We start from the raw sequence: 13,870 nt of genomic DNA, 5'->3' as shown, positions 1-13,870 counted from the left end.
TGAACCCACGAGATGCACGGTCGCGGGTCCAGTTGCGATCTTTGCCTCATCAGCGCGAGCCGAAGGCCACCCTCAGGTTGACGCCAAACTCGCGTGGAGCCGTGACGTTGATCTGGCGATAAGGCGAGGTAACAGCGCCGGCCGACGTAATCGACCGCACGGTGGTGGTGACGAGAGTATTGCCGACCGACAGGATCTCACGTTCACGCGTGACGTTCTTGCCGAAGAAAGCCAGTTCCCATGCTCCGTTCTTGTCGCGAATGCCGGCGTAGAGATTGAGCAGACCGTACGCATCCACGTTGTCGAGCGTATTGTCGGGGTCGTTCTGCGTCTTGCCGAAGAACGAGTAGAGGCCCCGCACGAAACCATCGGTGTTGCCGCTTACGTCAAATGCGTACTCCGACTGAACATTGGCGCTGAACTTGGGCGCCTGGGTCGCCCGGCGATCAATGCCGCTGCACTGGGAGATCGTCTGGCCCGGACCGACTGCAGCCTGCAACTGGGCGAGTGTTGGCGTGCCCGGGCTCAGGTCGGGAATTCCGTCCCCGTTGAGGTCGTTGCAAGCGATCGTACCGTTCTTGATCCGGCCATCCGCATAGCTGGCATTGAGGCCAAGGCTCCAACGATCCATGATCTGATAGGAAGCTTCGGCTTCGACGCCCTTCACTTCGACCGGGACCGGCGAGACGAAGTTGAATGTGGCGACCGACCGAGCAGCTACGCCGTTCGACTCATTGGTGCTGATGTAGAAGATCGGCGGGCCGCGGAACGGATAATTCTCGAAGTCCTGGTAGAACGCACTGAGGTTGAAACGGCCGCGGCCGCCATGGAACGACGTCTTCACGCCGACCTCGTATGACTTGGAACGCTCAGGCGGCAGGTTCAGGAACGACTGTTCACGCTCGCTCTGAACGGTCGAGAAGTTGCCGACCACACGCGGGCCTGGCCGCCATGACGAGCCGGTCAGTGCGTAGACCATGATGTCCGGAGTGACCCGATAGCTGATCGAGCCGGTGTAGATGGTCGCGTTCTCGTCTTCCTCTACACCCACTCCGAGAGCATTGCAGCGCAGGTTCGCGTACTCGGCACAAGTGACGCTGCCGGTGGCCGAACTTTGCAGGGTCGGCAGTGAATCGGACTTGTAGTCGATGTACCGGAGGCCGCCCGAGATCTCGAGCCGGTCGTCAAGCAAGTGCGCGGTCAGGTTACCGAACACGGACTTTTCAGTCGCCTCGCCGCGGCGAAGGATCGCAACGCGAGCAACCGTGAGAACGTTGGCAGGAACCGCGTTCGGGTTGAGCAGGACGGGCGTTTCGACCGTCAGATTGCTCGGGTTCTCGTTATGGTCGTAGAACCCGCCGATCACGTAATCGAAAATGCCGCCGATGCGCTCGTCCGACGACAAGCGAAGTTCATGCGAGCGCCGCTCGGACATGCTGTGAGTGCACTGGTTGTAGGCACCCGTGGTGAAGGTCGCGAACTGGGACTTCACTTCATTCTGGCACACCGGATCGAAGCCAGTGGGGTCTCCTGCCGAGCGGCGCACGACGTTTACGCGCGGGCTGGAGAAGAAGTTCGCATTGTCCTGCGAGGCGATAATTCCGTTGTCCTGGTCATTCCAGGAACCCACGTAGTTCAGCTTCTGACCGGCGAAGCGGACTTCGCCGTTGACGATGAACACCTCCTGGTCCTGACGGTCGTACGATCCCTGCTCGTCGATGGCCCGGCGATCAAACGCACCGATCAGCGGCGCGGTCGACGCGGGGGCGGCGGGGTTGATCAGGGATTCCGAGATGACCTGCTCGAAACGATGCCCCTTGCTGTGCAGCCGCTGGTACATGACATCGAGCGAGGCCCAGTTCACTGGTTCAAAGCGAACGCTACCGCGCCAGCCTTCGCTGCGGCGGTAGGCGCCGCCGTCCACCAGATCAGGGTACAGATCTTCTGCCACTGTGCGAACACGAGACGCATCGTTGCGATCGACAACGCCGGCCAAGCGCACCGCGAGGACGTCGGGCACCAAGGGCAGGTTCAGCGCACCTTCCAGCTTGCGAGCGTCGATGCTGCTGTACGTGCCGTTGATGTATCCGCCTATTTCGGTGAGGTCAGGGCGGCGGGTTGTGACCGCAATCGCGCCGGACGGCGATGCGCGTCCGCGAAGCGTACCTTGCGGACCGCGCTGCAGTTCTAGCTGCCCGAAGTCGAACGTGGTCTGGAAAAGGAAAGCCGACGAGATCGGCGCGTCGTTCAAGTAGAATTCGACGGACGGATTGTTGCCGCTCGCTTCAGGGGCAAAGGCAATGCCGCGGACAGTCGCCTGGTTCGAGAAGGCCGACGAACTCTGCAATTGCAGTCCCGGAACGACGTTCTGAATATCCGTAAAGCTGCGCAGGTTTAGTTTGTCGACCTGTTCAGCTGTGACGACGTTAACGGTCTGGGGAACATCCTGCACAGATTCAGCACGACGACGGGCAGAAACTATGATTTCATTGGTCGGTGCAAGGTCTCCGGACTGATAGCGGTCTTCTACTACCGATGCTTGGTCTGCGCTTGCTTGCGCATGAGCTGTCGCGGCGGTGAGCGAAAGCACGCTGACCCCCGTCAGCACCAACGAGTTGATGATTTTCATGACACTCCCCCCAAGATTCGTATTGGTCTGCCACTCTCTTACCAAAGTGTAAGACCAATGCAACTAAAGAGGTCATTGCTCTCTTGCACTGCCCTTTGATGCACGACAGAGCTGGGAAGCCAGCTTAGCAAGCCCCGCCTACAGCAGCGTACTGGCCGCCTGGTCTAACATCAACCTGACCGCCCCGACCAGCGCGACGGACGCGGATGAGGGAGTGCGCGAACGCTTGGAGACAAGACAGATATTCGTGTCGGCGACCGCTGGACCCGTAAGCGGAAGCTGGACCAGTCGTCCCGCGCGCAGATCGTCGGCGACAAACGCAGGCGAGGACATCCAGACGCAATCGGTTTGCAGCACGGTCTCTCGCAAAACATGGAAGTTATCGTTCACGAACGATCCGCCTAACGCCTGGAATCCCCCGCTCGTCGGCTCCACGGCGCTGGCGACCGGATAGTCCTCAAGCTGCGCGGTGGTCACCTGCGGAGCCTTGGCAAGAGGATGGCTGGAACGGACCATCACTCCCAGCTCAAGGGCGCCGATCCGCTCGACTTCGGTCCCGGACACCCGCCCCATGTTCCAGTTGTTGCCGATGATCAGCTCAATTCGATCCGCAAGCAGATCGGACACCAACCGAACAGGGGTATCCGTCATGGCAACCATCTGAATACCGGGGAACCGGGCAAGAAGTGTGCTCGCCAGGCGCGGCAGAAACAGGCTCGACAGGAGCGGGCCAAGGCCGAACGCGATCCTTTCGACTTCGCCATCCGGATAATGCCTGAGGCTGCGCTCAAGATCGCCGACAGCTGCCAGTACCTTGGTCGCCTGATCGATAACGAGGAGGCCTGCAGGCGTGGGACGAACGCCGCCCCGTCCACGGTCGAACAGGCGGAGGCCGTGCCTCAGTTCAAAAGCAGCAATCGAGCGGCTGAGCGCAGGCTGTGTGATCCCCTCCTCCTCAGCCGCGCGCGAGAAGCTCTGGTTCCGGGCAACCGCCAAGATATGACGCAATCTTGTCAGATCCATTCCATTACTCGCAGGCATGAGCAGGTAACTCTCTATGCATTAGACAGCATTCTTCCCGGAGGGCTATGTTCATCTGAGTTGCGGGAGAGAATGCGATGAAAAAACGGCTCGGACTGATGCTGGCCGCTACTATGCTGGGTATCGCGTCACCTGCGATTGCGCAGCAGACGCGCGATGTTCTTCCCATTCCCGCACCGCCCTTCACCGGCAAGATCGCGCAGAATGTGCTCGACTCCACCCCCACTCCCCTGCGCCGTGTGACTGCGCCAGCGGGCGCGCCCAATGTCTTCGTCATGATGTCCGACGATGTTGGTTTCTCGATGGCGAGCGCTTTTGGTGGTCCGGTGCCAACGCCGAACATGGAACGACTGGCAGCGGTCGGCCAGCGGTATAACCGCTTTCACACAACCGGCATCTGCTCACCCAGCCGGGCTGCGCTGCTGACGGGGCGCAATCATCACAATGCCGGCGTCGGGTTCCTCTCGGACATGCCCACTGGCTTTCCCGGGTATGGCGGAACGATCCTGCCGCAAACCGCAACGATAGCACAAGTCCTGCGGCTGAACGGCTACAACACGGCAATGTTCGGTAAGCACCACAACGTGCCCGGTAATGAGCGGAGTGAGGCTGGACCGTTCGACAACTGGCCCACGGGACTGGGTTTTGAATACTTCTATGGCTTCCCGCATGGCGACACGGACCAGTTCGAGCCCAACCTCTATCGCGGCATAGCCATGGTCGCGCCTGAGGAAGGCAATGGAGAGCTGCTTGACCACCGCTTGGCGAGCGACGTCATCCGCTGGGTTCACAACCAGAAAGCGGGCGCGCCGGACAAGCCGTTCTTCGTGTATCTCTCGCCCGGTTCCACTCACGCCCCGCACCAGGCACCGGCAGAGTGGATCGCTCGCTTCAAAGGCAAGTTTGACCAAGGATGGGACAAGGTCAGGGAGCAGATCTGGCGCCGCCAGCTGGCGATGGGCATCATCCCGCGAGGCACGAAGCTGACCGCGCGACCGGCGGAGATCCCGGCGTGGGACTCGCTCACGCCCGGCCAGAAACGGTTTGCCGCCCGGACCATGGAAGTCGCTGCCGCCCAGCTGGCCTACCAGGATGAACAGCTCGGCCGGGTGATCGAAGAGCTGCGCCGGATGGGCCAGCTCGATAACACCCTTGTAGCTGTCATCAACGGCGATAACGGCGCCAGTGGCGAGGCCGGCCCCAAAGGTACCATCAACGAACTTCGCTCGATGGCCGTCCACGATGAGGACGAAGCCTGGATGCAGGCGAACATCGACCGGCTTGGCGGTCCGATGACCTACCAGAGTTATCCGGTCGGCTGGGCACTCGCCATGAACACACCTTTGCGCTGGGTGAAGCAGTACGGTTCGATGCTGGGCGGCGTGCGCAACGGCATGATTCTGTCGTGGAGCGGTCATGTTGCCAGACCCGGCTCGATCTGCGGCGAGTTCAGCCATGTCATCGACATTGTGCCGACCGTGCTGGAGGCAGCGAAGCTCCCGGCGCCGCGCCTGGTGAATGGGATCGAGCAGAAGCCGGTGGACGGGATAAGCCTTCTGGATGGCTTGTCCGGCGCCTGCGATGCGAACAAGCCGCGCACCCAGTATTTCGAGATGACTGGAAAGGCCGGCCTGTACCACAATGGCTGGTTCCTCAGTGGCGACGATGGTCGACCATCCTGGGAAAACCTGCCGTCCAACACGCATCCCCAAATCAAGTGGACGCTCTATGATCTGCGCGAGGACTGGTCACAGTCGACCGACGTCGCGGCGCAGCACCCTGCACAACTACAAGCAATGCTTGGCCTGTGGGAGCGCGAGGCCGAGCGTTACAACGTGTACCCACTGGATCATCGCATGGGAGCTGGCCGGATCGATCGTAAGGCGATTGCGGCATTGATGGGAGGGGGTCGCAAGAGGTTTGACTTCTGGGGTAAGGACGTCAGCATCCCGGCGATGGGGCAACCGATCCTGTTCGGGCGCTCGTTTACGCTCGATGCCGATCTGGTGCTGGACAAGGCGGACTCTTCAGGCGCTATCGTGGCGCTGGCAAGCCGGTTCGGCGGCTGGAGTCTCTACCTCGACCAGGGGCGGCCGGCATTCACCTGGGCGCGGTCGACCGATCCGAACGAGATCCGCACCGTGAAAGCCGACAAGGCACTCCCGCGTGGGAAAACCCAGCTCACCATGCGCTTCGCCGTTGCGCAACCGGGCGGTCCTGCGGAGGTGGTCTTGAGTTCGTCAGGGCGTGAGTTTGGGCGCGTGAGCTTGCCCGCCAGCGTGCTTACCCCGGCAGGTGGTGGCGAGATGCTCGACATCGGCAGGGACCTTGGCGTACCGGTGACGGAATACGTCACGCCGCGCGGCCGGATCGAAGGCGACATACCCCATGTCAGCGTCACCTTTGACTGACGTTCCTGCTCCCGATGGAGGGCAGCCCGGTATGGTGTTCGTGCCGGGCGGAACCTTCCAGATGGGATCGGAGGCTTTTTACCCCGAAGAGGCGCCTGTGCGCCGGGTGCAAGTCGATCCGTTCTGGATCGACGAGACGCCAGTCACCAACGCGCAGTTCCGCCGCTTTGTGGAGGAGACTGGCCATGTCACTTTCGCCGAGATCGCACCCGACGCCAAGAAGTACGCGGGCATGCTGCCAGGAATGGATCGAGCGGGCTCCCTCGTCTTTGAGCCGCCGTCGTGGCCGGTCGACCTGCACTCGCTATCGTGGTGGCGGTTCTGCTTCGGCGCGGACTGGTGCCACCCCGAGGGTGAAGGAAGCTCGATCGAGGGGCTGGACGATCATCCCGTCGTCCACGTCAGCCATTCGGATGCCGTGGCTTACGCGACATGGGCGGGCAAGCAGCTACCGACCGAGGCCGAGTTCGAGTTCGCCGCGCGTGGCGGGCTCGACAGCGCCGACTACGCCTGGGGCGATGAACTGGCGCCCGACGGCGCGATGCTGGCGAACTATTGGCAGGGCGCGTTCCCGCATGGAAACACGCTGGCGGATGGCTGGCTGCGCACCTCGCCGGTCAAGTTCTACCCTCCGAACGGGTACGGTGCTTACGACCTCATCGGCAACGTCTGGGAGTGGACAGACGACTGGTTTGCGTCGCCAAAGACTGGGAGCAAGAAGAAGGGACAGTGCTGCGTGCCGACCAATCCGCGCGGTGGATCGCGGGGTGGCAGCATGGACAAGAAGGGACCGGCACCGATGACCCCGCGGAAGGTGCTGAAGGGCGGATCGCACTTGTGCGCGGAGAGTTACTGCCGCCGCTATCGCCCCGCTGCCCGCTACCCCCAGCCCATCGACACCACCACCGGGCATGTAGGATTCCGCTGCATCGTCCGCGCGGCAGCGGGATAATCCGCACTTCTTCCTATCCTGATGCTCTTAGGGCGCGCTTAAGGCGGCCTTAGCGCGCCCTTAAGCGCCTCTCGTCCGGTGCTTGTCCGCTTAAGCCGGCTCCCTATCGGCAGCGAAAGGCTGTGTCCCACTCGGCACCGCGTTCTTGCGGGACTGGTCTATCCGCACCAGCGGATATGCCAATTCCTCCAGCCAGTGCGCATCGTGGCCCGGCAACCCGTACTTGTACGGTCTGCCATCCGGGATGTGCAGGGTTCCAAAGGCCCAGTCCCAAACGGAGAGCATGACGCCGAAGTTGCGGTAGGAAGCTCCATCCCTCCCAAAGCCGTGGTGCGTGTGATGAATCCCGGGTGAGACGATGATGTGCTCGGCGGCACGGAACGCGCGACCGAATATGGGGTGGCGGCGCACCGCGTCGTCCCACCTGAAATCGCTGTGTGTGACGACGTTCCAGGCGGCGTTGAGAGCCATCGTGAGACCGGCCGCTTCGCCCATGCCGAGATAGATTGCCAGGCTCATCGTCCAGGCATTCGGAATGATGACGTACCAGAAGATGTTGAGCCGCATCCACACGCTGACGTTCATGTAGGTGGCCGAGTGGTGAGTGCGATGGATCATCCAGAGCAGCGAGCGGTTCCTGACGCCCTGATGCGCCCACCGGTGCACCCAGTAGAAACAGAATTCGGACGCTAGCATCACGAGGGGCAGCGCCAACCACAAGGGAATGTCCGAAAGTGCCTCGCTATATCGAGGGAGAAGGGCACCCCACACCAGCGCGATCACGACGGCCATGCTGGGTCCGATCAGAAATCTTCCAACCGCCATGTTGAGGCCGATGAGTGGGAATTCGCCCTTGCGCTTGTAGACGCCTCTATGCCGACCTGCAGCCACTTCGGCGAGCAGCACCACGATCGCTCCCAGGGTTACGAACCCCATGTAGGCCCGGATATCCATTATTCTTCTCCCGTTCGCGCGGGAGTTTACCGATGATGTCGAAACGCTGTCTAATGCATTTGATCTGCGCATCGGATACCTTGCGCGCATGCATAGTCTCACCCGATTGAATCACATCCTTGCAGTTGCCCGAACCGGGAGTTTCTCGCTCGCGGCAGAGGAAGTCCACATCTCGCAACCAGCGCTCAGCCGGAGTAACCAGGCGTTCGAGGAAGAGTACGATCTGCGCCTGTTCGACCGCGGAAGGGGAGGGGTTACGCTCACCCGCGCAGGCAAGTTGGCCGTGGAACATGCGCGGCAACTGATTGCCTCGGCCAAGGATTTCGATCGCGACATGCGCCGTTTCGGATGGGGAGAGGCGGGCCAGACCGGCGTGGGCATGGGTCCGCTGATGGCCAGCCTCCTGCTGCCAAAACTGGGCGCGGCCATGCTGCGGCGTAACCCTCATCTCACCGTCCTGACGCGGACGGGCTCACCCGACCGGATGCTGGATGCCTTGCTGGAAGGAACGATCGAGCTGATCGTGGGGAATGTCTGGCAACTCAGCCTCGTCCCCGGAGTGACCGAGGAGCATCTGGGCGTGCTGCCTTTAGCCATTGCTGTGCGCAGAGGGCACCCCCTGACGGAGCGGACCGCCCTGCTGCAGCGGGACCTGGACGCATATCCCTCAGCACGCTCTTTCGATCACCAGACTGGAAGCACGGCGAACAGCGCGGGCGCGTTCGTCAGCGACAACTTCAACATCCTGCGCGACGTGGTGCTGGAGACCGATTGCACATGGCTGGTCACTCCGGCACTGATCCGCGGCGAACTACATCGGGGCGATCTGGTGCAACTCGAAATCTCTGACCTGGCGATTGTTGAGACGCGCACCAGCCTGATCTACCTGCGGGAACGGACTCGTTCCCCCGCCTCGCTGACTATTGCAGAGACGATCAGAGCGACGGTTCAGGAACTCTCCGCCCGCTGATCGAGCATTCAGGGCCGGCTGAGATCAGTCATCAGGAATGCAAGATCTTCCTGTGAGGGTTGCCACGCGCTCGCAAGCAGACCGCCGCTTCCGAAGACACGCTGCGCGATGTCCCGGCTCCCGTACTGTTGCCAGAGGCGCCGCAGTTCAGGAACGAGAGGATCGTCGGCCGATCGCTGGTGTTGCCGCACATGGCGCAACCATGCCGCCAGGGCAGTCAGGATCGCGGGGCAGGAGCGGCCCCGCCGCGCCTGCTCGGCCAGAGTATCGAGCCAGCGCTGCGGGATCTTCTGGCTTCCATCCATCGCAATCTGCTCAAGCCGATGATTCAGCGCCGGATTTGCAAAGCGCTCCATGAGCGAGGATGCGTATCGCTCCAAGTCCTGTTCCGGCCCGGCGCTGACCGTCGGCGCCGCTTCCTCGCGCATGAGGCGCTCAACCAGTGTACGCACCTCCGCGTCCGCTATCGCCTGGTGAACGAACACATGGCCGCGTTCCAGACCGAGGTAAGCAAGCGCAGAATGGCTGCCATTGAGCATGCGAAGCTTGGCTGTCTCGTAGGGCTCGACGTCGGCAACCAGTTGCGCGCCAACCCGATCCCACGCAGGTCTTCCGGCAGCGAAATCATCTTCGATCACCCACTGGGTAAAGGCTTCCGTGAAGACTGCTGCTTCGTCGTCCATCCCGAGCTGTGCGGCCAAGGCGCTCCGGTCCTCGGCAGTCGTGGCGGGGACGATGCGATCGACCATGGAGGAGGGGCAGCGGCACTCGGCTTCGAACCACGGCAGCAAATGCTTCGCTCGTGCGGTCAGATACTCGCTCATCAGGCGATGAAGCTGCTGCCCGTTCTGCGCAAGATTGTCGCAGCTCAACAGCGTGAATCCTTGCACACCGCTTTCCCGGCGCACGTCCATGGCCTCTGCGAGGACGGGGTAGAAGCTACCCTGCGCTGCCAGATCGAGATCAAGCGAGCCGTTGGGAGCCCGGCAGTAGCCCTTCTCGGTCACGGTAAAGCTGACAATCCGCGTCTCGCCAGCGGCTAGCAAGCTGGACAAAGCCGCGGAGCCCGTACCGGCCACCAGCACTTCGCGAACGGCGCCCATCAGGCGAGTCCGGGATCCCTTCGCCGATCGTTCCGTCACCGTGAAGAGGCCCTGCTGTGGGTTCATCTGGGCAGCGACACTTGGAGAGCGGAGGGACACGCCCGTGATCGCCCAGTCTTTGTCACCCGTATCCATGGCGAGGTCCGTGTACCAAGCCTGGTGCGCGCGGTGAAATGCGCCAATGCCGAAGTGGACGATACCGCCTTGCTGATGATCCCGTTCGTAGGAGAAGCGGGATATGTCAGAGGGGAGTCGGCCTGCCGTGTCGGGAGACAGCCTCACAGCTTGTAGGCTTTTTTCGGCAGGTTGTAGGCCAGATCAACCGCAAGCTCAGCGGCCTCGTCTTCTTCGAGCCTATGTTGGGCGACGAGCTTTGCCAGGAAGGCGCAATCGACGCGTCTTGCCACGTCGTGTCGGGCAGGGATCGACAGGAACGCGCGGGTATCATCGTTGAAACCGACCGTGTTGTAGAATCCGGCCGTCTCAGTCACTTGTTCGCGGTAGCGGCGCATGCCCTCCGGACTGTCATGGAACCACCATGCAGGCCCCAGGCGAAGCGCCGGATAGTGGCCCGCCAACGGAGCCAGTTCGCGCGAGTAAGCCGTCTCATCGAGCGTAAAAAGGATGATCGTGAGGTCCCGCTCATTCCCGTAGCGGGCGAGGAGCGGCTGAAGAGCGCGGACATATTCCGTCTGCATCGGGATGTCGGCGCCCTTGTCCCGTCCGAAACGCGAGAACAGCGGCGTGTTGTGATTGCGGAAAGAGCCCGGATGGATCTGCATGACCAGTCCATCGTCAAGGCTCATACGCGCCATCTCCGTCAGCATCTGCGCCCGGAACAATTCGGCATCGGCACCACTGGCTTGACCACCAGCAACCCGCGCGAAGAGCGCTTCGGCTTCGTTTATCGAGAGATCGACGGTCCGGGGGGTGGGATGACCGTGATCGCTGGACGTGGCTCCATGCGCGGCGAAAAATGCGCGCCGCTTGCGATGGGCGGAGAGATACCCCTCCCATTTGCGGCAATCGTGGCCGGTGAGTTCGCTCAGACGGTCCAGGTTGTGCTGAAAGCCCTCGAACTCCGGATCGACGACAGGATCCGGCCGATATGCGGTGAGGACCCGGCCGGACCAGTCGCTGCCGGCGATCGTGCGATGATGCTCGAGCGTGTCGAGCGGGCTTTCCGTCGTTGTCAGGACTTCAATCCGATACCGGTCGAACAGGGCGCGCGGACGAAAGCCCGGCTGTGCCAGAGCTTCGTTGATGGTATCGTACGCAAAGTCCGAGGTTTCGGCGGTAAGCCGCTGCTTTAGTTCGAATACTTGTGAGAGAACCCAGTCGAACCACAGGCGTGAAGGCGTGCCGCGAAACAGGTGGTAATGGCTCGCGAGCATCCGCCATGCTTCTCGCGGATCGGCTTCGGGGTTGCCGATGCCAAGATGCTCAAGCGGGATACCTTGCGAATAAAGCATCCGGAACAGGTAGTGATCCGGCTTGAGCAGCAGTTCGGTCGCGTTCCCGAACGGCTCGTCATCAGCAAACCAGGCTGGGTCTGTGTGGCCGTGCGGACTGATGATCGGCAGTGTCGCAACCTCTTCATAAAGGCGGCGCGCGATCGATCGCGTGGCGGCATCGACCGGAAAGAGCCGGTCATCGTGAAGATTGAGAGCAGGGATCGGTCGGACCTTCTCGCGGTTAGAAGCCGGTTTTGCGCTGGAAGCGCTCGCGCGTCTTGGCGACGGAACGGCGCGCTTCGGCCACCGCGTCCTCCTCGACCGCGAACAGCAGGTGCTGAAGGACCGCGTCCAGATGCGCGCGCATGGCCGCCCGTGCTGCCGTGGGGTCCCTCTGCCGAAGCGCCTCGACGATCGCGTTATGCTCTTCGACGACCGGGCGGACGTTGGCGATCCGTGCCTTTTCCTGCAGCAGCTTGCATTCGGGTGAGGTCGAACGGAGAGTCCACAGGTCGAGGATCGTACGTTCTACGGCGGCGTTCCTGCTTGCCCGGGCTATGACGAGGTGGAACTGCAGATCGGCGTCTTCCTTGCCGTCCGATTGGCGGTTTTCCCGCTGAATTTCCTCTACAAGCGTTTCGAGCTGAGCGACTTCCTCGTCGGTGATGTGGCTGGCGGCAAGCGCCGCAGCCTCGCCCTCGAACAGGAGGCGCGCTTCCAGAAGCTCGAAGGGGCTGACGCTGAACTCCGGCGCGTCGCTCTCACCGGGAAGGCGGATTACGAATGTGCCGGCGCCCAGGCGCACCTCGATAAGGCCAAGAACCTCCAGCGCGAGCATCGCTTCACGCACCACCGGCCGGCTGACCCCCATGCGCAGGGCGAGGTCACGCTCGGCAGGCATCTTGTCCCCAACGGCGTAAACGCCGGCATGTAGGTCATCCAGCAGTGCGCGAACGATGTTCTTGTAAAGCCGGGTTTCACCCTCGCCGGCTGAACTGAACTCCTGGACGTTGCGCTTCGCTTGGTCGGTAAGAGACATGTACATGCAGCTTTCTATTGCGGTCCTACCACTTTCTTGCAAGTGGTAATGCATCTATGCCAGGGGTCCTGGCTCACCTAGATCAAACGAGACTCGAAGCATGAAAATCGCGGCGGCGAAAGTGATAGTTTGCAGCCCAGGCCGCAACTTCGTGACCCTGAAGATCGAGACCGATCAGGGCGTGTACGGCATCGGTGACGGCACTCTCAACGGGCGCGAACTGTCGGTGGTCTCGTACCTGGAAGACCATGTCATACCTTGCCTTATCGGCATGGACCCGCGCCGGATCGAGGATATCTGGCAGTATCTGTATCGTGGGGCCTACTGGCGCCGAGGACCAGTCACCATGCGCGCCATCGCGGCAGTGGACATGGCGCTGTGGGACATCAAGGCCAAGATGGCGGGCATGCCGCTCTACGACCTGCTCGGCGGCAAGAGCCGGGACCGGGTACTCGTCTATGGACATGCCAACGGATCTGATGTCGACGAGACTGTGGAGGCGGTCGGCCAATATATCGACATGGGCTACAAGGCGATCCGCGCGCAGACCGGAGTACCGGGCATCAAGGATGCATACGGCGTCGGACGCGGGAAGCTGTACTATGAGCCGGCCGATGCTGCGCTGCCCACTGTCACGGGATGGGACACGCGCAAGGCACTCAACTACGTGCCCAAGATGTTCGAGAAGCTGCGCGAAACCTATGGCTTCGACTACCACCTCCTGCACGACGGCCATCACCGCTACACGCCGCAGGAGGCGGCGAACCTGGGCAAGATGCTGGAGCCGTACCAGCTCTTCTGGCTGGAGGACTGCACCCCCGCCGAGAACCAGGAGGCGTTCAGGCTGGTGCGTCAGCACACCGTCACCCCGCTCGCGGTCGGAGAGATCTTCAACACGATCTGGGACGCCAAGGATCTGATCCAGAACCAGCTGATCGATTACATCCGGGCCACCGTCGTCGGAGCAGGGGGGCTGACCCACTTGCGCCGGATTGCCGATCTCGCGAGCCTCTATCAGGTCCGCACCGGCTGCCACGGTGCAACCGACCTCTCGCCGGTCACGATGGGTTGTGCGCTCCATTTCGATACCTGGGTGCCGAACTTCGGCATCCAGGAGTACATGCGTCATACCGAAGAGACCGATGCCGTGTTCCCGCACGACTATCGCTTCGAAGATGGCCACCTGATTTGTGGTGAAACGCCGGGGCACGGTGTCGACATCGACGAGGATCTGGCCGCCAGGTATCCGTACAAGCGCGCTTATCTTCCTGTCGCACGGCTGGAAGACGGCACGATGTGGAACTGGTAAGCTGACCG

At 62.0% G+C, this 13,870-nt stretch carries 10 protein-coding genes; 4 read left to right on the top strand and 6 right to left on the bottom strand.

The annotated features are described in order from the left end of the window. Positions 1-49: 49 nt before the first annotated feature. Complete coding sequence (locus ABUH87_RS14730) at positions 50-2,629, bottom strand: TonB-dependent receptor (RefSeq protein ID WP_367774836.1); 2,580 nt, start codon at positions 2,627-2,629, stop codon at positions 50-52. A 138-nt stretch (positions 2,630-2,767) separates the two neighbouring features. Then, positions 2,768-3,637: a LysR family transcriptional regulator gene (locus ABUH87_RS14725; protein WP_367774832.1), complete on the bottom strand. Its 870-nt coding sequence runs from the start codon at positions 3,635-3,637 to the stop codon at positions 2,768-2,770. A 110-nt stretch (positions 3,638-3,747) separates the two neighbouring features. Between ABUH87_RS14725 and ABUH87_RS14720 the strand changes: the two genes are divergently transcribed. After that, positions 3,748-6,081, top strand: a complete 2,334-nt coding sequence (locus tag ABUH87_RS14720) for an arylsulfatase (protein ID WP_367774830.1) — start codon at positions 3,748-3,750, stop codon at positions 6,079-6,081. A 31-nt stretch (positions 6,082-6,112) separates the two neighbouring features. After that, positions 6,113-7,033 (top strand): formylglycine-generating enzyme family protein, encoded by a 921-nt coding sequence (locus ABUH87_RS14715; protein WP_367775176.1) that lies wholly within the window; start codon positions 6,113-6,115, stop codon positions 7,031-7,033. A 90-nt stretch (positions 7,034-7,123) separates the two neighbouring features. Here the strand turns inward: ABUH87_RS14715 and ABUH87_RS14710 are convergent, their stop codons facing one another. Next, positions 7,124-7,987: a sterol desaturase family protein gene (locus ABUH87_RS14710; RefSeq protein ID WP_367774827.1), complete on the bottom strand. Its 864-nt coding sequence runs from the start codon at positions 7,985-7,987 to the stop codon at positions 7,124-7,126. Between the two features lie 88 nt (positions 7,988-8,075). Here ABUH87_RS14710 and ABUH87_RS14705 point away from each other — a divergent pair, with 88 nt between their 5' ends. Then, the gene (locus ABUH87_RS14705; protein WP_367774825.1) at positions 8,076-8,957 is read left to right on the top strand and encodes a LysR family transcriptional regulator; all 882 of its coding nucleotides are present in this window, start codon (positions 8,076-8,078) and stop codon (positions 8,955-8,957) included. Positions 8,958-8,965: 8 nt separating this feature from the next. Here ABUH87_RS14705 and ABUH87_RS14700 read toward each other — a convergent pair whose 3' ends face one another. From ABUH87_RS14700 to ABUH87_RS14690, 3 genes are read right to left on the bottom strand one after another with little or no spacing between them, the layout of a single operon-like run. Next, complete coding sequence (locus ABUH87_RS14700; RefSeq protein ID WP_367774823.1) at positions 8,966-10,342, bottom strand: mannitol dehydrogenase family protein; 1,377 nt, start codon at positions 10,340-10,342, stop codon at positions 8,966-8,968. After that, positions 10,339-11,736, bottom strand: a complete 1,398-nt coding sequence (gene uxaC, locus ABUH87_RS14695) for a glucuronate isomerase (protein ID WP_367775175.1) — start codon at positions 11,734-11,736, stop codon at positions 10,339-10,341. Before uxaC ends, ABUH87_RS14700 begins: the two co-directional genes overlap by 4 nt. 19 nt (positions 11,737-11,755) lie before the next feature. Next, positions 11,756-12,553, bottom strand: a complete 798-nt coding sequence (locus tag ABUH87_RS14690; RefSeq protein ID WP_367775174.1) for a FadR/GntR family transcriptional regulator — start codon at positions 12,551-12,553, stop codon at positions 11,756-11,758. Positions 12,554-12,653: 100 nt separating this feature from the next. On the opposite strand from ABUH87_RS14690, the gene manD reads away from it, so the two are divergent. Continuing rightward, the gene (manD, locus tag ABUH87_RS14685) at positions 12,654-13,862 is read left to right on the top strand and encodes a D-mannonate dehydratase ManD (protein WP_367774821.1); all 1,209 of its coding nucleotides are present in this window, start codon (positions 12,654-12,656) and stop codon (positions 13,860-13,862) included. Positions 13,863-13,870 lie beyond the last annotated feature (8 nt).

The organism is Novosphingobium rhizovicinum, from assembly GCF_040813635.1.
Classification (GTDB): domain Bacteria; phylum Pseudomonadota; class Alphaproteobacteria; order Sphingomonadales; family Sphingomonadaceae; genus Novosphingobium; species Novosphingobium rhizovicinum.
This window is presented reverse-complemented; position numbering and strand designations above follow the sequence as displayed.

What these genes read in the sequence shown, in the direction of transcription:
- ABUH87_RS14730 (WP_367774836.1), bottom strand. Translation starts at nt 2,629, where the DNA reads ATGAAAATCATCAACTCGTTGGTGCTGACGGGGGTCAGCGTGCTTTCG.
- ABUH87_RS14720 (WP_367774830.1), top strand. Translation starts at nt 3,748, where the DNA reads ATGAAAAAACGGCTCGGACTGATGCTGGCCGCTACTATGCTGGGTATC.
- ABUH87_RS14710 (WP_367774827.1), bottom strand. Translation starts at nt 7,987, where the DNA reads ATGGATATCCGGGCCTACATGGGGTTCGTAACCCTGGGAGCGATCGTG.
- ABUH87_RS14715 (WP_367775176.1), top strand. Translation starts at nt 6,113, where the DNA reads ATGGTGTTCGTGCCGGGCGGAACCTTCCAGATGGGATCGGAGGCTTTT.
- manD (WP_367774821.1), top strand. Translation starts at nt 12,654, where the DNA reads ATGAAAATCGCGGCGGCGAAAGTGATAGTTTGCAGCCCAGGCCGCAAC.
- ABUH87_RS14690 (WP_367775174.1), bottom strand. Translation starts at nt 12,553, where the DNA reads ATGTCTCTTACCGACCAAGCGAAGCGCAACGTCCAGGAGTTCAGTTCA.
- ABUH87_RS14705 (WP_367774825.1), top strand. Translation starts at nt 8,076, where the DNA reads ATGCATAGTCTCACCCGATTGAATCACATCCTTGCAGTTGCCCGAACC.